Annotated in this window: 17 protein-coding genes; 9 read left to right on the top strand and 8 right to left on the bottom strand. The window is 68.4% G+C overall.

Annotated elements, in window-relative coordinates:
* Positions 1 to 25: 25 nt before the first annotated feature.
* Complete coding sequence (locus BAMB_RS06795) at positions 26 to 1,345, bottom strand: MFS transporter (protein ID WP_011656660.1); 1,320 nt, start codon at positions 1,343 to 1,345, stop codon at positions 26 to 28.
* 63 nt (positions 1,346 to 1,408) lie between these two features.
* Positions 1,409 to 2,338: a ribokinase gene (gene rbsK / locus BAMB_RS06790; protein ID WP_011656659.1), complete on the bottom strand. Its 930-nt coding sequence runs from the start codon at positions 2,336 to 2,338 to the stop codon at positions 1,409 to 1,411.
* Between the two features lie 238 nt (positions 2,339 to 2,576).
* Between rbsK and BAMB_RS06785 the strand changes: the two genes are divergently transcribed.
* Positions 2,577 to 3,653: a LacI family DNA-binding transcriptional regulator gene (locus BAMB_RS06785; protein ID WP_011656658.1), complete on the top strand. Its 1,077-nt coding sequence runs from the start codon at positions 2,577 to 2,579 to the stop codon at positions 3,651 to 3,653.
* A gap of 69 nt (positions 3,654 to 3,722) precedes the next feature.
* On the opposite strand, the gene aroC is transcribed toward BAMB_RS06785, so the two are convergent.
* The 3 genes from aroC to BAMB_RS06770 all read right to left on the bottom strand — a co-directional run bounded on the left by aroC (position 3,723) and on the right by BAMB_RS06770 (position 7,553).
* A complete protein-coding gene (gene aroC / locus BAMB_RS06780) occupies positions 3,723 to 4,823 on the bottom strand; it encodes a chorismate synthase (RefSeq protein WP_011656657.1) in 1,101 nt (366 codons plus the stop codon).
* Positions 4,824 to 5,020: 197 nt separating this feature from the next.
* A complete protein-coding gene (locus BAMB_RS06775) occupies positions 5,021 to 6,955 on the bottom strand; it encodes an MFS transporter (RefSeq protein WP_011656656.1) in 1,935 nt (644 codons plus the stop codon).
* A 142-nt stretch (positions 6,956 to 7,097) separates the two neighbouring features.
* Positions 7,098 to 7,553: a CBS domain-containing protein gene (locus tag BAMB_RS06770; protein WP_006755543.1), complete on the bottom strand. Its 456-nt coding sequence runs from the start codon at positions 7,551 to 7,553 to the stop codon at positions 7,098 to 7,100.
* Between the two features lie 157 nt (positions 7,554 to 7,710).
* Here BAMB_RS06770 and BAMB_RS06765 point away from each other — a divergent pair, with 157 nt between their 5' ends.
* Complete coding sequence (locus tag BAMB_RS06765) at positions 7,711 to 8,028, top strand: Mpo1-like protein (protein ID WP_012363714.1); 318 nt, start codon at positions 7,711 to 7,713, stop codon at positions 8,026 to 8,028.
* 18 nt (positions 8,029 to 8,046) lie between these two features.
* On the opposite strand, the gene BAMB_RS06760 is transcribed toward BAMB_RS06765, so the two are convergent.
* The gene (locus BAMB_RS06760) at positions 8,047 to 9,378 is read right to left on the bottom strand and encodes a YihY family inner membrane protein (RefSeq protein ID WP_011656654.1); all 1,332 of its coding nucleotides are present in this window, start codon (positions 9,376 to 9,378) and stop codon (positions 8,047 to 8,049) included.
* A 144-nt stretch (positions 9,379 to 9,522) separates the two neighbouring features.
* On the opposite strand from BAMB_RS06760, the gene wrbA reads away from it, so the two are divergent.
* The 4 genes from wrbA to BAMB_RS06740 are packed head-to-tail and all read left to right on the top strand — an operon-like array spanning position 9,523 to position 12,824.
* A complete protein-coding gene (gene wrbA, locus BAMB_RS06755; protein ID WP_011656653.1) occupies positions 9,523 to 10,143 on the top strand; it encodes an NAD(P)H:quinone oxidoreductase in 621 nt (206 codons plus the stop codon).
* The gene (locus tag BAMB_RS06750; RefSeq protein WP_011656652.1) at positions 10,140 to 10,529 is read left to right on the top strand and encodes a DUF2069 domain-containing protein; all 390 of its coding nucleotides are present in this window, start codon (positions 10,140 to 10,142) and stop codon (positions 10,527 to 10,529) included. The genes wrbA and BAMB_RS06750 overlap by 4 nt, the downstream gene beginning before the upstream one ends.
* A 20-nt stretch (positions 10,530 to 10,549) precedes the next feature.
* Positions 10,550 to 11,971: an FAD-binding oxidoreductase gene (locus tag BAMB_RS06745; protein ID WP_011656651.1), complete on the top strand. Its 1,422-nt coding sequence runs from the start codon at positions 10,550 to 10,552 to the stop codon at positions 11,969 to 11,971.
* A 25-nt stretch (positions 11,972 to 11,996) separates the two neighbouring features.
* Positions 11,997 to 12,824, top strand: coding sequence for a metallophosphoesterase (locus BAMB_RS06740; RefSeq protein WP_011656650.1), 828 nt, complete (start codon positions 11,997 to 11,999; stop codon positions 12,822 to 12,824).
* Between the two features lie 57 nt (positions 12,825 to 12,881).
* On the opposite strand, the gene BAMB_RS35210 is transcribed toward BAMB_RS06740, so the two are convergent.
* Positions 12,882 to 13,040: a hypothetical protein gene (locus BAMB_RS35210; RefSeq protein ID WP_164714810.1), complete on the bottom strand. Its 159-nt coding sequence runs from the start codon at positions 13,038 to 13,040 to the stop codon at positions 12,882 to 12,884.
* A gap of 124 nt (positions 13,041 to 13,164) precedes the next feature.
* Positions 13,165 to 14,106: a LysR family transcriptional regulator gene (locus BAMB_RS06735; RefSeq protein WP_011656649.1), complete on the bottom strand. Its 942-nt coding sequence runs from the start codon at positions 14,104 to 14,106 to the stop codon at positions 13,165 to 13,167.
* A gap of 157 nt (positions 14,107 to 14,263) precedes the next feature.
* Here BAMB_RS06735 and BAMB_RS06730 point away from each other — a divergent pair, with 157 nt between their 5' ends.
* Genes BAMB_RS06730 through BAMB_RS06720 form a run of 3 tightly spaced genes read left to right on the top strand, consistent with a single transcriptional unit; the run spans position 14,264 to position 18,312 of the window.
* The gene (locus BAMB_RS06730; RefSeq protein ID WP_011656648.1) at positions 14,264 to 15,895 is read left to right on the top strand and encodes an efflux transporter outer membrane subunit; all 1,632 of its coding nucleotides are present in this window, start codon (positions 14,264 to 14,266) and stop codon (positions 15,893 to 15,895) included.
* A gap of 15 nt (positions 15,896 to 15,910) precedes the next feature.
* Complete coding sequence (locus BAMB_RS06725) at positions 15,911 to 18,112, top strand: FUSC family protein (protein ID WP_011656647.1); 2,202 nt, start codon at positions 15,911 to 15,913, stop codon at positions 18,110 to 18,112.
* Positions 18,109 to 18,312, top strand: a complete 204-nt coding sequence (locus BAMB_RS06720) for a DUF1656 domain-containing protein (RefSeq protein ID WP_006755504.1) — start codon at positions 18,109 to 18,111, stop codon at positions 18,310 to 18,312. The genes BAMB_RS06725 and BAMB_RS06720 overlap by 4 nt, the downstream gene beginning before the upstream one ends.
* The last annotated feature ends 7 nt before the right edge of the window (positions 18,313 to 18,319 follow it).

The following is an 18,319-nucleotide window of genomic DNA, read 5'->3' as shown; positions in this document are numbered from 1 at the left end:
TGAATGCGTGATGGAGGCGCGGCGCTCAGGCGGGCAGCGCGCCGGACGCGGTGCTCGCGGCCTGCTCGGGAATCGGCTTGCGAACCAGCAGCAGGTAGGCCATCGCACCGGCGAATGCGATTGCCGCCGCCGTCAGCAGCGCGGGCACGAACGACCACTTCTGCGCGATCACACCCGTCAGGATAGGCGCGAGCGCCCCGCCGATGAAACCGCCGAAATTCTGGATCGCGCCGAGCGATGCGATGCGGCTCGGCGGCGCGGCCGCCGTCGCGAGCGCCCACGAACACGCCGATGCCGCATTGGCGAGAAAGATCACCACCGAAATGCACGCGAGCGCGACCGTGTTGCTCTGCACGAGCGCGGCCGGAATCGTGAATGCGACCATCCCGAGCATCGCGACGACCACCGCGTTGCGCCGGCTCACGACCGGCGAGCGGCTGCGGCGCGTGACCACATCCGACAGCCAGCCGGCGACCAGCGAGCCGACGAATCCGCACAGGAACGGCACCGACGCCGCGAACCCGGTGCGAATGAGGCTCATGTGACGCTCCATCGTCAGGTACCCCGGCAACCAGGTCAGGTAGACCCAGTTCAGATACACGGAACCGAAGAATCCGATCAGCATGCCCCAGGTCGTGCCGTGCGAGAACAGGCTGCGCCAGTCGGCGAAGGTCAGCTTCGGCATCGCGACGGCGGTCTGCGCATCGGCGTCGAGATACGCACGTTCGGCTGCCGTCAGTTGCGCACGCGCCGGATCGCGGTACAGGGCGAACCAGACGACGGCGACGACGAGGCCGAGCGCCCCGGTCGCGACGAACGCCCAGCGCCAGTTGAACGACGCGACGAGCACCGCCAGCAGCAACGGCGCGAGCGCGGTGCCGAGCGGCGATGCCGCGTTGAAGATGCCGGTCGGCGTCCCGCGCGCGCGCAGCGGAAACCAGTTGCTCACGACCCGCGCCGCCGACGGGAACTGCGGCGCCTCGCCGATGCCGAGCACGATACGCGCGACGATGAACCAGCCGAAGGTGGAGACGATGCCGCCCGACGCCTGCGCGAGCGACCAGACGATCAGCCCGACGCCCAGCAAACGGCGCGGCCCGATGCGATCGACGAGTCCGCCGACCGGGAACTGGCATAACGCATAGCTCCACGAAAATGCCGACAGCAGCAAGCCCATTTCGGAGAGCGACAGACCCAGATCGTTCCGGATGGCCGAACTCGCGACGGCCAGCGTGCCGCGGTCGAGATAGTTGACGATCCCGCTCACCATCAGCAGCGCGAGCGCGATACGTTGTCCGCGCCGGATGCGTGGGGGCGCCGTCGGAACTGCATGATTCTCGTTCATTGCGTCTGTCTCCATTGTCCTGAATGGTTGGCCGGGCTGCTGCCCGTTCCGTCGTCGCGGAATCTATACGGCCGCACGCTCCACTTCTTCGCGTGTCGGAATCGAGGTCTGCGCGCCGTGGCGCGTCACGCTGATCGCGGCCGCGTGCTGGCCGAACGCAATGGCGTCATCCATCGACGCACCGCTCGCACGGGCCGCCGCGAAGCCGCCGACGAAGGTGTCGCCGGCCGCCGTCGTATCGACGGCGACCACTGCCCTCGCCCGATGGCGGCCCTGCCCCGCAATCCCTCGCCAGCAGACACCGCGCGCGCCGAGCGTGACCAGCACGTTGCCGACGCCCTTCGCGCACAGCGCATCGGCGGCGCGCACTGCCGACGCGTCGTCGCCGACAGCGATGCCGGTCAGCGACTCCGCCTCCGTCTCGTTGACGACGAGGTAGTCGATGCGGGCCAGCAATGCGTCGAACAGCGGCCGCGCGGGCGCCGGATTGAGCAGCACGGGCGTCCGATGGGCGATGGCGCTGCCGATGGCGCGCGCGACGGTCTCGATCGGCACCTCGAGCTGGCACACCATCAGCGCCGCGCCGGCGATCACGTCGCGCGACGCGTCGATCAAGGCGGCATCGACGCAGGCGTTCGCACCGGGCACGACGACGATGCTGTTCGCCCCGTGTGCGTCGACCGTGATCGTGGCCACGCCGGTGGCCTCGCCGTCGATCCGGCGCAGGTGCGTGACGTCGATACGCTCCGCCGCAAGCGCGTCGTGCAGGCGTGCGCCGAACGCGTCGTTGCCGACGCAGCCGATCATCGCGACCGACGCACCGAGCCGCGCGGCGGCCACCGCCTGGTTCGCCCCCTTGCCGCCGTGGACGGTCTGGAACGAGGTGCCGAGCAGTGTTTCGCCCGGTACGGGCAGACGCGGCGCGCGCGTGACGAGATCGACGTTGACGCTGCCGACGACGGCGATCCGCGGTGGCTTTACAGAATTCATCATCGAATGTAACCGCTTACATTTGAGGCAAACAAAATGGCCGGAAAGGCCGACGTCGACGAAAACTTCGCAATGCAGCAGGAATCTATGTCTGACATAATACGGATTCGCATCAAGATAGCGCTTACATTCTCACAGGCCGGATTGGAAATGCAAGCGGGACCACGATGAATCGAGGGTAAACGATGGCGCTTTTGAGAACGGGCGGCGTCCACGCGGCAGCCGCGGCCAGGGGGGCCCGATGAGCACGCCTCCTTCCAGCGGCGGCGCGGCGCGCGCACGCCGCGGCAGCGGCCGGTCGGTGCTCGGCGATGTCGCGAAACTCGCCGGCGTGTCGACCGCGACCGTTTCGCGCGTGTACAACGATCCCGGCAAGGTATCGGCCGACGTACAGCAGCGCGTGCGCGACGCCGCGCGCGCGCTGAACTGGATTCCGAACGCCGCCGGCCGTGCACTCGCGTCCACGCGCACCCACATCACGGGCGCGATCATCCCGACGCTCGACGACCAGGTGTTCGCGTCGCAGGTAGCCGGAATGCAGGCGGTCATGGCCGAACACGGCATCACCCTCTTTCTGGGCTGCTCGAATTACGACCCCGCGCAAGCGCTCGCGCAGGTGCGCGCGATGCTGTCGCGCGGCGTGGAAGCCGTGTCGCTGGTCGGTGAAGCGTATCCGCCGGAAGTCTTCGAACTGCTGCACCAGCATCGCGTGCCGTATGTCGTGACCTACGCGTATCGCGACGACAGCCCGCACTGCTGCATCGGCTTCGACAACCGCGCCGCATTCGCACGGCTGACCACGCACCTGCTCGACCTCGGCCATCGCGATTTCGCGATCATCATGCAGCCTTCCGCGGACAACGACCGCGTGCAGGCCCGCCTGCGCGGCATTCACGACACGCTTGCCGCGCGCGGGCTCGCGGTTCGCCCGGTACACCAGCACGAGGGCGCGGCAACGATCGCTTTCGGGCGGGTGAGCCTGCGCGCGATTGCCGACAGCGGGGCGACGCGCCCGACGGCCGTGATTTGCGGCAACGACGCCCTCGCGCTCGGCGCGCTGCTCGAGGCGCAGGCACTGGGGCTGGACGTGCCGTCGCAATTGTCGATCACCGGCTTCGACGACGTCGCGCTCGCGCGTGAAATCCGCCCGTCCCTGACGACGATGTGGGTCGACACCGCTGCGATCGGGCGCAAGGCCGCGCACGCGTTGCTCGACGCGCTCGGGAACGGCGAAACCGGGCCCGGTTACGCGGTACAGCCGGAACTGCGGGTGCGTGAATCGGCCGCGCCGCCACCGCCGGTGCCGGCAGCCGAATGAAAACGGGGCGCTCCAGGCGCCCCGTTTCGCATCGTATCGGTCGAGCCGGCGGGTGCCGGCCCGCGCGGATCAGGTCGCGCTGCCGGCGATCTTCGGGGTCGACGTCTCGACGTCGCCGCACTGCGCGCGATGGCGCAGCGCATGATCGATCAGCACCAGCGCGAGCATCGACTCGGCGATCGGCGTCGCGCGAATGCCGACGCACGGGTCGTGGCGGCCGAAGGTTTCGACCGTCGCTTCTTCGCCGGCCTTCGTGATCGAACGGCGCGGCGTGCGGATGCTCGACGTCGGCTTGATCGCGATCGACACGGTGATGTCCTGCCCGGTCGAAATCCCGCCGAGCACGCCGCCCGCATGGTTGCCGACGAAGCCGGCCGGCGTCAGTTCGTCGCCGTGCACCGAGCCGCGCTGCGCGACGCTGTCGAAGCCCGCGCCGATCTCGACGCCCTTCACCGCGTTGATGCTCATCATCGCCTTCGCGATGTCCGCGTCGAGACGGTCGAATACCGGCTCGCCCCAGCCGACCGGCACGCCCGACGCCACGACGTCGATGCGCGCGCCGATCGAGTCGCCGTCCTTGCGCAACGCGTCCATGTAGGCTTCCAGTTCCGGCACGATCGCCGCGTTCGGCGAGAAGAACGGATTCTCGCGCACATGCGACCAGTCGACGAACGGCACGTCGACCTCGCCGAGGCAGCTCATGTAGCCGCGCACCTCGACGCCGAAACGCTCGCGCAGCCACTTCTTCGCGACCGCGCCCGCGCCGACGATCGGCGCGGTCAGGCGTGCGGACGAACGGCCGCCGCCGCGGTAATCGCGGATGCCGTACTTCTGCCAGTAGGTGTAGTCGGCATGGCCGGGGCGGAACGTCTCGACGATGTTGCCGTAGTCCTTGCTGCGCTGGTCGGTGTTGCGGATCAGCAGCGCGATCGGCGTGCCGGTCGTCACGCCTTCGAACACGCCCGACAGGATCTCGACCTCGTCGGCCTCCTGGCGCTGCGTCACGTGCCGCGACGTGCCGGGCTTGCGGCGATCGAGCTCGAACTGGATGTCGGCTTCGGTCAGCCCCATTCCCGGCGGGCAGCCGTCGATCACGCAGCCGATCGCGGGACCGTGCGATTCGCCGAAGGTCGTGACAGTGAAAAGCGTGCCGAGGGTATTGCCGGACATGATGGAACCGCCCAAAGAGAAATGGACAAACCGATGCGCTGCCGGAGCCGCGGGCAGGCCGATCGTTTGCCGGTCGAGGAAAAGAGGTAAACCGCTATTATGCCAGCCGTGCCGGGCCGGCGGGCCGTGTGAACCGTTCGGACCACACCGGCCGGCCATCCATCTGGCCCGGCACGCTGCCGCCGGACCCGCCGCGCTTACTTGCGCGCGCCGCGCAGTTCGGTCACCGCGGCCTGCAGCGCCTCGGGCGTGGCGACCGACGCCGGCATCGGCTCGCCGACCGCAAGCGTCAGGCGGCTCATCACGCCGCGCTTGATCGGCCGCGGCATCCGCGCATCGGAATGGCGCGAGAAATAGCTACCCCACAGCCCGCGCAGCGCCATCGGAATCACGGGCGCCGGCGTGCGGCCCAGGATTTCGGTGATACCGCGGTGGAACGTGTTGATGTCGCCCGTCTTGGTCAGCTTGCCTTCGGGGAAGATGCACACGAGTTCGCCGTCCTTCAGCGCGGCCTCGCACGCGTCGTATGCACGCGCGAGCATGTCGGGATCCTCGTGGCGCGGCGCGATCGGGATCGCCTTCGCATGCCGGAACACCCAGCTCGCAAAACGTGCCTTGAAGATCCGGTGATCCATCACGAACCGGATCGGCCGCGGGCTTGCGGCGGCCAGCACGAGCGCATCGACGTAGCTCACGTGGTTGCACACGAGCACGGCCGCGCCCTCCGCCGGGATGCGCTCCGCATGCACGAGGCGAATCCGGTAGAACGTGTGCACCAGCACCCACGCGACGAAGCGCAGCAGGAACTCGGGAACGAGCAGGTAGATGTACGTCGCAACGACGACGTTCAGCAGCGCGGTGACGAGGAACAGGCCCGGGATATCGACGCCGGCGTGGGTCAGCCCCATCGCCATCAGGGCCGACAGGATCATGAACAGCGCGTTCAGGATGTTGTTCGCGGCGATGATTCGCGCACGGTGCGTGGGCGCGCTGCGGCTCTGGATCAGCGCATACAGCGGCACGCTGTAGAAACCGCCGAACATCGCGAGCAGGAACAGGTCGGCCAGGATGCGCCAGTGGCGCCCACCGGCCAGGAATTCCCCCACCGACAGCAGATGGCCGGGCGACGGCAGCGAGCGGCTCGCGAAATACAGTTCGATCGCGAACACGCTGATGCCGATCGAGCCGAGCGGCACGAGGCCGATCTCGACGCGCCGCTGCGACAACCGCTCGCACAGCAGCGAGCCGAGGCCGATGCCGACCGAGAACGTCGCGAGCAGGACCGTGACGACGTCGGGGCTCGCGGACAGCACGTCCTTCGCGAAGTTGAAGAACGACGTGAGGAACGTCGCGCCGACGAACCACAGCCACGAGATGCCGAGCAGGCTCAGGAACACGGTGCGGTTCTGCTTCGCGAGGCCGAGGTTGCGCCACGTCTCGCTGAACGGGTTCCAGTTGATCACGAGATCGGGCTGCGGCGCCGGCGTCGGCGGCACGCGTTGCGCGACGAGCCGCCCGGCAAGCGCGATGACGACCACGCTGACGGCCAGCACGCGCTCGCCGCTGCCTTCGATGCCCGCGGCCGCGCCGCCGATGATCGTGCCGATCAGGATCGCGATGAACGTGCCCATCTCGACGAGGCCGTTGCCGCCGACCAGCTCATGCTCGCCGAGATGCTGCGGCAGGTACGAATACTTGACGGGGCCGAACAGCGTCGAATGCATCCCCATCATGAACGTGCACAGATATAGCAGCGTCGCGCTGTGCGTGACGAACCCGGCCGCGCCGACCAGCATCAGCGCGATCTCGAAGGTCTTCACGAAACGCGTGAGCGTCGCCTTGTCGTATTTGTCGGCGATCTGGCCGGACGTGGCCGAGAACAGCACGAACGGCAAAATGAAGATCGCGGAAATCAGGAACGCGGCCGTCTTCGCATCGACGCCGGAGAAGCGCGCGGTGTGATAAGTGACGAGCGACGTGAAACCGATCTTGAACACGTTGTCGTTCAGCGCGCCCAGGAACTGGGTCGTGAAGAACGGTGCGAAACGGCGCTGGCGCAACAGATCGAACTGCGACGCGTGGGCGCGCCGTTCGTCGCGCGACGCGGAAGAGACTTGCGTGTGATCGCTCATGCGGAATACGCGCGCATCGTCTGGGCGAAGCTGCGCGGGCCTCGTGTTGTTGTTGTTGAAAAAACGGCGGCGCAGGATGAACCTGCGCCGCCGGCCGTCGAATGGCAGCGCCCGCGCGTCATGGCACCGGGCGCGGCGTGCTTCACGATTTGTGCGCTTCGGCTTCCGATTCCGGCCAGTCGCGGATGTACGCCTTCAGCATCCGGTTCTCGAAGCTCTGCGCCTCGACGACCGTCTTCGCGACGTCGTAGAACGAGATGACGCCCATCAGCACCTTCTTGTCGAGCACCGGCATGTAGCGCGCATGGCGCTCGAGCATCATCCGGCGCACTTCGTTGACGTCGGTTTCCGGCGTGCAGGTGAGCGGCTCGTCCATCACCTTGCGCACTTGTACGTCGCCGATCGCACCGCCGTTCACGTGCAGGCGCAGGATGATCTCGCGGAACGTCAGCATCCCGACGAGATCGCCGTACTCCATCACGACGAGCGAACCGATATCGTGTTCGGCCATCGTATCGACCGCTTCGCGCAGCGGCTTATCGGGCGTCACCGTAAACAGCGTGTTGCCCTTCACTTTCAGAATATCGCTGACGCGCATCGTAGTCCCCTCATGCTTGAATGCAAATCGCTTTCGATCCTATCGGAAAGCCTGTCAAAAGGAAAGCGCGGGCCCGTGCGGCGCGGCCGCCGGCGCTTGCGGACGCGGGCCGCCCGCCGCACAATGGGTGCATGGACGGCGGCCCGAGGAGACGGCCATGGCGCATACGCATACGGAGCAATTCGCCAGCTTCGCTGATTTCTACCCGTACTACCTGAACGAACACCAGAACCTGACGTCGCGGCGGCTGCATTTCATCGGCTCGCTCGGCGTGATCGGCTGCGTCGCGATGGCGATCGCGACGGGCTACTGGTTGTGGCTGCCGGCGGCGGTCGTGTGCGGCTACGGATTCGCGTGGGTCGGACACTTCTTCTTCGAGAAGAACCGCCCCGCCACGTTCCGGCACCCGATCTACAGCCTGATGGGCGATTGGGTGATGTTCAAGGACATCTGCACCGGCAAGATCGGGCTGTAACGCCCGCCCGGCACCGCGTCACGCCGTTTTCGGCGGCCGCGCGTGCGGGTCGGGTGCCCCGTCGGGCACCGGCCCGGGCACGCTTTCCTCCGGCTGTGCACCTGTGAGCCTGTGCGCGGCGATCAGCGACGCGAGCGATACGTCGAACCGGTCGTTCGTCAGCACGTCGAGCAAGGCCGCGCCATCGACGTGGCTGCGGCGCCGCTGCAGCTGGTAGGTCAGCTCGGTGCGGTCGATCACCAGCACGTCGAACAGCTGCGCGAGCGTCAGGTGCGCCGGGTTCGCCAGCAGGATGTAGCGCGGCCCGACTTCACCGCCATCCAGCCGCGCGATCCATTCCCGCTCCTCCATCGTCAGCAGCAGCCGCTGCGCGGTTTCCATGTCGCAGCGCAACATGGTCGCGAGCCGCGTCGCCGTATAGCCCGCCTTGCCGACCTCGTGCGCCTCGGCCAGCCGCGCGAGCAGTTCGAGCGCGTCGAGCAGGTCGCTGCCCGGATAGCGAATGCGATGGAACTGGCCGACGCGGATCGCCGGCAGCGCGGACGCGACCATCGCGCCGAGCAGCGCGATGAACCAGCTCAGGTACACCCACAGCAGAAACACCGGCAGCGCCGCGAACGCGCCGTATACGGCCGTGTAGGTCGGAATGCGCCGCACGTAATAGCCGAAGCCGCGCTTCGCGAGCTCGAACGCGATGGCTGCGAACAGCCCGCCGATCACAGCGTCGCGCCACGCGACCGTGCAGTTCGGCAGGTACACGTACAGCAGCGTGAACGCGAGCACGGTCAGCGGCAGCGACACGAGCGCGAGCAGCCACTCGACGATCGAGGTCGACGGCGCGGCGCCGGTGAACGCCAGCGACTGCGTAAACAGGTACGACGAAATCGACAGGCTCACGCCGAACAGCAGCGGGCCGAGCGTGATCAGCGCCCAGTACGCGAGCACGCGCTGCGCGAACGGCCGCGGCTTGCGCACGCGCCAGATCAGGTTGAACGCGGATTCGATCGTCATCATCGTCATCACCGACGTGACGACGAGCACGATCAGGCCGGCCGTCGTCAGCCCCTTGGCTTTCGCCGCGAACTGGTTCAGGTACTTGAAGATCTGGACGTTGAACTGCGCGGGCATCAGGTGGTCCGCGAGGAACCCCTGCAGCGAGATCTGGAACGACGAGAACATCGGGAACGCGGTGAACAGCGCGAACGCGACCGTCACGAGCGGCACGAGTGCCAGCATCGTCGTGAACGTGAGGCTGCCCGCCACTTGCGGGATGCGATCCTCGGCGCTGCGCCGGGCCGCGAATTGCGCGAGGCGCTTGATGGTGTCGAGATCGACGCTCAACTTCGGCAAACGGTTTCTCCTTCTTGATGCCGCGCGCCCGACGGCGCGCCGCCGCCGCGCTGCGCGACGACTTCAGCCCCTATAATAGCCGCTCGATCCAGCAGGGGCCGACTGCACCGGGCATCCGCGCGGCCGCACGCGGCCCCGTCGCCCATGAAAGACATTCTCGTCCTCTATTACAGCCGTCACGGCGCCACGCGCGATCTCGCGCTCGCGATCGCGAACGGCGTCGACAGCGTGCCCGGCATGCAGGCGCGCATCCGCACCGTGCCGTCCGTCTCGACGGTCTGCGAAGCCACCGCCCCCGACATCCCCGCCGACGGCCCGCCGTATGCGGAACTGCGCGATCTCGAGGAATGCGCGGGCCTCGCGCTCGGCTCGCCCACCCGCTTCGGCAACATGGCCGCCTCCCTCAAGTATTTCCTCGACGGCACGACCCCGCAATGGCTGTCGGGCGCGCTGACCGGCAAGCCGGCGAGCGTGTTCACGTCGACCGGCAGCCTGCACGGCGGCCAGGAATCGACGCTGCTGTCGATGATGCTGCCGCTACTGCATCACGGGATGATGATCGTCGGAATCCCGTACACGGAAGCCGCGCTCAGCACGACGCGCACGGGCGGCACGCCTTACGGCGCGTCGCACGTGTCGCAGCACGATCGCAGCGCGTCCGCCGGGCTGTCGGCCGACGAAAAGGCGCTCGCGGCCGCGCTCGGCGTGCGGCTCGCCCGCGCGGCGGCCGCGCTCGCCGCCGCCCAGGCGACCGACGCCGCATGAACGCGCCCGCCCGCCCCGCCGCCGCCCGGCCGCACTACGCGCTGGCCGCCGCCGCGTGCCTCGCCGCGCTGATCGCGCTGTCGCTCGCCTGGGAGCTGTGGCTCGCGCCGCTGCGCCCGGGCGGCTCGGCGCTGATGCTCAAGGCCGTGCCGCTCGCGCTCGCGCTGCCCGGCGTCTGGCGGCGTAACATCTATACGATGCAGTGGGCGAGCATGCTGATCCTCGTCTATTTTGCCGAAGGCATCGTGCGCGGCATGTCCGACCGCGGGCTGTCCGCGACGCTCGGCTGGTGCGAGACCGCGCTCGCCGTCGGCTTCTTCGTGGCCGCGCTTGCCTACGTCGCGCCGTTCAAGCGCGCGGCAAAAAAGCAGCGCGCTGCGTCCTGACCCTTACGCGACCGACCGTGATGATTTCTTCCGAAGCCTTCGTTTCCGCCTGCCGCGACGCGATCGGCGCCGCCGGCGTGCTGACCGATCCGCACGATACCGAACCGTTCCTGACCGACTGGCGCCGCCGCTACAAGGGCAGCGCGTGCGCGGTGCTGAAACCGGCCGATACGGCGGAAGTCGCCGCGCTCGTCCGGCTCGCGAACGTGCACGGCGTCGCGCTCGTGCCGCAGGGCGGCAATACGGGCCTCGCCGGCGGCGCGACGCCCGACTCGAGCGGCGCCCAAGCCGTGCTGAGCCTCGCGCGCCTGAACCGCGTGCGCGCGCTCGACCCGCACAACAACACGATCACCGTCGAAGCCGGCGTGATCCTCGCCGACGTGCAGGCGCGCGCCCGCGAAGGCGGCCGTCTGTTCGCGCTGAGCCTCGCCGCCGAAGGCAGCTGCACGATCGGCGGCAACCTGTCGACCAACGCGGGCGGCACCGCGGTGCTGCGCTACGGCAACGCGCGCGAACTGTGCCTCGGGCTCGAGGTCGTGACGCCGCAGGGCGAGATCTGGGACGGCCTGCGCGGGCTGCGCAAGGACAACACCGGCTACGACCTGCGCGACCTGTTCATCGGCGCGGAGGGCACGCTCGGGATCATCACGGCCGCCGTGATGAAGCTGCATCCGCTGCCCGCCGCGCAGGTCACCGCGTTGGCCGCGCTCGAGTCGCCGCACGCGGCGCTCGACTTCCTCGCGCTCGCGCAGCGCGCGGCCGGCCCGCTGCTGACCGGCTTCGAGCTGATGTCGGACTTCTGCATGCAACTCGTCGGCAAGCACTATCCGCAGTTGCGCTACCCGTTCGACCGCCCGCATGCGCAGACGGTGCTGCTCGAGCTGTCGGACAACGAGAGCGAGGCGCATGCGCGCGCGCTGTTCGAGAAGCTGATGGAAGAGGCGTTCGAGGCCGGGCTCGTGGTCGACGCGGTGGTCGCGGAAAATCTCGCGCAATCGCGCGCGTTCTGGGGCCTGCGCGAACACATTCCGCTCGCCCAGGCCGACGAGGGGCTCAACATCAAGCACGACATCGCGGTGCCGATCTCGTCGATTGCGCGCTTCATCGACGAAACCGACGCGGCGATCCAGCAGGCCGCGCCGGGCGCGCGAATGGTCACGTTCGGCCACCTCGGCGACGGCAACCTGCACTACAACGTGCAGACGCCCGAAGGCGGCGATCCGAAGGCGTTCCTCGCGCAATTCCAGAAGCCGATCAACCGGATCGTCTACGACAACGTGCATCGCCACCACGGCACGATCAGCGCGGAACACGGGATCGGCCAGTTGAAGATCGACGATGCGCAGCGCTACAAGTCGCCGGTCGAAACGGCGCTCATGCGCACGCTGAAGACGGCGCTCGACCCGCGCGGGCTGATGAATCCCGGCAAGGTCCTGCGCTGAAGCCACCTACTCCGGAGCGATGGCCATGAGAATCCGCGTGCTGTCCGACCTGCATCTCGAATGCAACGCGCCCGACACGATCGTCCATGCCGACGCGGATCTCGTCGTGCTCGCAGGCGACATCCACAATCATGCGGAAGGCCTGCGCTGGGCCGCCGAGACGTTCGATCCCGCCGTACCGGTGGTCTACGTACCGGGCAACCACGAGTACTACGACGGGGAATTCGGCGCGCTCGAAACCGCGATGCGCGACGCCGCGCATACGCTCGACAACGTGCATTATCTGAACAACGGCGTGTACGTCGATCCGGCGCGGCGCTTTCGCGTGCTGGGCACGACGCTGTGGAGCGATTTCACGCTGTTCGGCGCGGACGATGCGAGCGTCGCGCGCGCGATCGAGGCCGGCAGGCGCGTGATGCTCGATTTCAAGGGATTGATCCAGGTGACGTGGCCGCATGAAGCCGCGCTGCATGCGGGCGGCACGCCGGAGCGGGACTTCGCGCCCGCCGACGCGATCGCGCTGCACCGGCACGGCCGCGCGTGGCTGGAAGCGCGGCTCGCGACGCCGTTCGCGGGGCGGACGATCGTCGTCACCCATCATGCGCCGCATCTGCGCTCGTTGGCGGAGCGTTACGCGGAAGACCTGGCGTCGGCGGGATTCGTCACCGACATGGCGGAACTCGTGCGGCCGCCCGTGGACCTATGGATCCACGGCCACACGCATACTTCATTCGATTACGTGACCGACAGCGGCACGCGCGTGGTGTGCAACCCGCGCGGCTATATCTTCCGGCGCACCGGCGAACTGGAAAATCCCGCGTTTGCGTGGGACAAAGTGGTCGAGCTCGGCTGAACGCCGGGCCACCCGGCCGCGCGATGCGGCCCCTCTTCGATCGGGCATACCGCCCGATCAGCGGTCGGCGCGGCGCGATCCGTTCGACGACGCGCGCACCCGCACCGGCACCGGCTTCATGCGTGCCTTCATCGCCCGCAGCAGATCCCGCGCGGCCGCGGCGGCGGCGGCCGCGCCAAGCAGAACGCCAAGGCCGATCATCAATTGCGTATCCATTGCGACTCCGGGTGTGGGCAGATCCATGTCTCTATGATCCAACAGTATCAAACTGTCTGCCGGCCGATGGTAAAAAAATGTTGCACGAACGACAAATCTCGTCAGATCGGGCTCGGGCGCGCCGTCATGTCGCAGCCCTGAACTGCGCTAGCACGGCTTCGTCGGCTTCGAGCGTGGCCGGCAACTCGTCGCGCAGGAAATCGACCCAGGTGCGGATTTTCGCGTCGAGGTACTGGCGCGACGGATACAGCGCGTAGATGTTCATCACGTGCGACCGGTATTCGGGCAACACGCGCACGATGTTGCCGCTGCGCAGCCCGCCGATCGCCGAATAGAGCGGCAACCCGCCGATCCCCATCCCTTCCCGCACGGCCACCGCGAGCGCCTCCGCGACGTTCACGCGGAACGGCGGCGCCGTGATCGGAATCACCTCGTCGCCGTGCGGCCCCGACAGCGCCCACTCGTCGAAGTGAAAGCCCGGCGCGACCATCCCGAGACAAATGTGCTGCTCGAGATCCGCCGGCGTATGCGGCGCGCCGTGCGCGTCGACATAGCCGGGCGATGCGCACACCACGCTGTAGCTCTCGCCGAGCCGCTGCGACACGAGCCCCGAATCGGGCAGGTCGCGGCCGACGACGATCGCGACGTCGTACCCCTCGTCGAGCAGGTCGGGCATCCGCTGCGCGAGCGTCAGCTCGACGTGCACGTCCGGATAGCGCTGCCGGTAGCGCGCAATGGCCGGCACCAGATAGTGCTGCCCGAGGCTCGTGAAGCAATGGACCTTCAGCTTGCCCGACGGGCGCGCGTGCGCATCGCCCGCTTCGGCTTCGGCCTGATCGACATACGCGAGGATCTGCTCGCAGCGCTGCAGGTAGCGCTCGCCCGCCTCGGTCAGCGCGATCCGGCGTGTCGTGCGGTTGAGAAGGCGCGTGCGCAGGTGCGCCTCGAGATCCGACACGGCGCGCGACGCATAGGCGGTCGTCGAATTCATCTGCTGAGCGGCGGCGGTAAAGCTTCCCGCATCGACCACGCGGACGAATACCCGCATGTTTTGTAACGTATCCATCCCATTACCCCTTTGAATCCGGGTGGATTGTTGCACAGGGGCCAACCAATATTATCTCAGGATTCGTAAAAATGACTTGCACCGTTGTCCGTTTATTCAGGAATCACTGAAAAATATAATCGCATCCGACTCATCTATATCCGAAAGGGAGAAAATCGTGCGGTCTCCGGCAACAAAAGGGACGCTGGCACTGGCGGTTCTTGCAGTCTCATTAATAATGACCGGCTGCGCGAGCATGGGCGACAACAAGCCCAAGTCCACCCGCATCGAAGCGAACGCGCTCGACGCCGGTGCGGCCATCCGCGCGGCCGACCGCGACGCGGGCTGGCCCGCGTCCGACTGGTGGCGCGCGTACCGCGATCCGCAGCTCGACGCGTGGATCGCCGCCGCCCAGGCCGGCAACCCGTCCCTCGCGGCAGCCGAAGCCCGCGTGCGCGAAGCGCAGGCGATGGCGCGCGTGGCCCGGTCGGCGGAACTGCCTCAGATCAACGGCAACCTGTCGCTGATGCGCCAGCACTGGCCCGACAACGTCTACTACGGCCCGGGGCCGCTCGCCGACACCGACACGTGGAACAACACCGGCACGCTCGGCCTGTCGTATCACCTCGACCTGTGGGGCAAGGACAAGAACGCGACCGAGCGCGCGCTCGACACCGCGCATGCGACCGCGGCCGACGCCCGGGCGGCGAAGCTCGAGCTGGAGGTCAACGTCGTGCGCGCGTATGTCGGCATGTCGATGAACTACGCGCTGCTCGACCTCGCGCACGAGACGTTCGAACGCCAGCGCGCGCTGGCCGATCTCGCGCGCAAGCGTCTGCAGGCCGGGATTGGCACGCAGCTCGAAGTCAGCCAGGCCGAATCGACGCTGCCCGACTACGAGCGCCAGATCGACACCTACGAAGAAGCCATCCAGCTCGCGCGCCACCAGCTCGCCGCGCTCGCGGGCAAGGGCCCGGGTGCCGGCGACGCGATCAAGCGGCCGAGCCTCGCGCTCGACGCGCCGGCCGGCCTGCCGTCCGCGATGCCGGCCGACCTGCTCGGCCGCCGCCCGGACGTCGTCGCGGCCCGCTGGACGGTCGACGCGCAGGCCCGCGGCATCGATGTCGCGAAAGCCGCGTTCTACCCGAACATCGACCTGCTCGCGACGGTCGGCGGCTTCGGCGTGACCGCGCCGTTCACCGACTTCCTGCGCGCGATGAACGGCGGCTGGACGGCCGGCCCCGCGCTGTCGCTGCCGATCTTCGAAGGCGGCCGGCTGCGCGCGCAACTCGGTGCGGCCGATGCCGGCTACGACCAGGCGGTCGAGCGTTACAACCAGACGGTCGTCGGCGCGCTGAAGGACATCGCCGACCAGGTCGTGCGGATCCGCTCGCTCGATACGCAGAAGAAGGACGCCGCGCGCTCGGTGGCCGCCAACGACCGCAGCTACCAGCTGTCGCGCGAAGGCTTCCGCCGCGGGCTGACCGATTACGTGAACGTGCTGATCGCGCAACAGCAGCTGCTGCGCGCGCAGGAGACGGCGGCCCGCATCGACGCGGAACGCCTCGCCGCGCACGCGCAGCTGATGGCCGCGCTCGGCGGCGGCGTCGAAACGGGCGAGGACGGACGGGACGGCCATCCGTGGGACGGCCATCCGTCGGGCGACCATCCGTCGCGCGACGAAGCCGCCGCGGGTGCCGCCGCGCCGGCGGCCGCATCGGGTGCGAAGCCCGTCGCGGCTATTGCCCGGCCTGCCCGGCCCGCGCAGGTCGCGACGGCCGGCGCGAGCGCCACGCCGGCCGCACGGTAACGCGGAGCGACCGTCATGTCAGCCTCCTCCTCCGCTTCCACGCACGCCGGCGGCCCGCTCGCGGCCTGGTACGCCGCGTTCGGCGACTGGGCCCGCAGCGACGGCGCCGCGTGGCTCTATCTGTTCAAGGCACTGCTCGCCGCGTTCATCGCGACCGGCGTGTCGATGCGGCTCGACCTGCCGGCGCCGAAGACGGCGATGACCACGGTGTTCATCGTGATGCAGCCGCAAAGCGGCGCCGTGCTCGCGAAAAGCTTCTACCGGGTCGCCGGCACGATCTTCGGGCTGATCGCGACGCTCACGTTCGTCGGACTGTTCCCGCAGCAGCCGCAGCTGTTCCTGCTCGCGGTCGCGCTGTGGATCGCGCTGTGCACGGCCGGCGCCGCGCGCAACCGCAACTTCCGCAGCTACGGCTTCCTGCTCGCCGGCTATACGACCGCGCTGATCGGCCTGCCCGCGTCGCAACATCCGGACGGCGCATTCATGAGCGCCATGACGCGCGTGTCCGAGGTCATCATCGGGATCGTGTCGGCCGGCGTCGTCAGCGCGCTCGTGTTTCCGCAGTACACGGGCGAGCAGATGCGCACGACGGTACGCACGCGCTTCGGCGGCTTCGTCGATTACGTCGCGGCGGCGCTGTCGGGCAAGCTCGACCGCGCGCACATCGAAACGATCCATACGCGCTTCGTCGCCGACGTGGTCGGTTTCGAGGCCGCGCGCAGCATGGCCGTGTTCGAGGATCCGGACACGCGGATGCGCAGCGGCCGCCTCGCGCGGCTGAACAGCGAGTTCATGAGCGTGTCGAGCCGCTTCCATGCGCTGCACCAGCTGATGAACCGGCTGCGCGCGGCCGGCGCACAGGCCGCGATCGATGCGATCGAGCCGTACTTCCGCGAGATCGCGCCGCTCTTGACCCGCAATGGCGAACCCGTGCGCACGCCGACCGACGCGGCGCGCGCGGCCGAACAGCTGCTGGCATGGCGCGACGCGCTGCCGCGGCGCATCCGCGCCACGCGCGCGGCGCTCGAAACGCAGCCGGATTTTCCGCTGCTCGACTTCGACACGGCCGCCGAGCTGCTGTACCGCTTCATCACCGACCTGCACGAATACGCGGCAACCTATGCGTCGCTGTCGACCGCGACGCACGAGCGCGAACGCTGGATCGAGCGCTACGAGCCGCGCACCAACGTGACGGCGATGGTGATCGCCGCGATCCGCACCGCGACCGTGATCCTCGTGCTCGGCTGGTTCTGGATCGCGACCGCGTGGCCGAGCGGCGTGACGATGACGCTGACGGCGGCGGCCACCTGCGCGCTCGCGTCGTCGACGCCGCGCCCGACCGCGATGTCCGCGCAAATGGGCATCGGCACGGCCCTGGCCGTCTGCACGGGTTTCCTGCTGATGTTCGGCATCTACCCGCACATCGACGGCTTCCCGCTGCTGTGCGTGGCGCTCGCGCCGCTGCTCGCGATCGGCATCTACATGACGTTGAAGCCGAAGCTCGCCGGCTACGGGATGGGCTACCTGATCTTCTTCTGCTTCCTCGCCGGCCCGGACAACATCACGCACTACGACCCGACGAGCTTCATGAACGACGCGCTCGCGCTGGTGCTGGCGATGCTGGTCTCGGCGATCGCGTTCGCGGTGCTGTTCCCGCCGACCGCGCCGTGGCTGAAGAAGCGGCTGTTCGCCGACCTGCGCCATCAGGTGGTCGCCGCGTGCCACGCACGGCTGGCCGGATTGCGCACGCGCTTCGAGAGCGGCGCGCGCGACCTGATGTATCAGGCACACACGCTGTCGGCCGACCAGCCCGACGTGCAGCGCGACGCGCTGCGCTGGATGTTCGCGGTGCTGGAAACGGGCAACGCGGTGCTCGACCTGCGCGCCGAGCTGGCGGCGCTGCCGTCCGACCCACGCCATGCGCCGACGACGCCGTGGCGACGCGCGATCGAGACGATGCGCACCGCGCTGTCCGCGCTGTTCAGCAAGCCGGACGCAGCGCGCTTCGACGCGACGCTCGCGGCGGTCAACGCCGCGATCGACGCAACCCGGCACACGCTCGATGCCGTCACGTCGTCGCGCGACGAGCGCCACCGGTTGCAGCGCATCCTGAGCCATCTGCATTTCGTACGCACGGCGCTGCTCGATCCGGAATCGCCGCTCGAGCCGCTCAACCGCAACCGCCCCGTGCGTCCCCAACAAGGAGCCTCGTCATGATGCCGCGTGAAATCGCCATTCTCGATGCCTACATGCCCACGGTGGTCCTGATGTTCGTCTTGGGTGCGCTGGCGACCTGGGCCGTCGACCGCGTGCTCGCCTATACGGGCCTCTACCGTCACGTCTGGCACCCGTCGTTGTTCCGCGCGTGCCTTCTCGTCTGCATTTGCGGCGGACTGAGTCTTGCCGTTTACCGTTGATTCCGAA

Source organism: Burkholderia ambifaria AMMD (assembly GCF_000203915.1).
Classification (GTDB): domain Bacteria; phylum Pseudomonadota; class Gammaproteobacteria; order Burkholderiales; family Burkholderiaceae; genus Burkholderia; species Burkholderia ambifaria.
The sequence above is the reverse complement of the archived record's forward strand: the minus strand, read 5'-3'. Positions and strand labels throughout refer to the sequence as shown.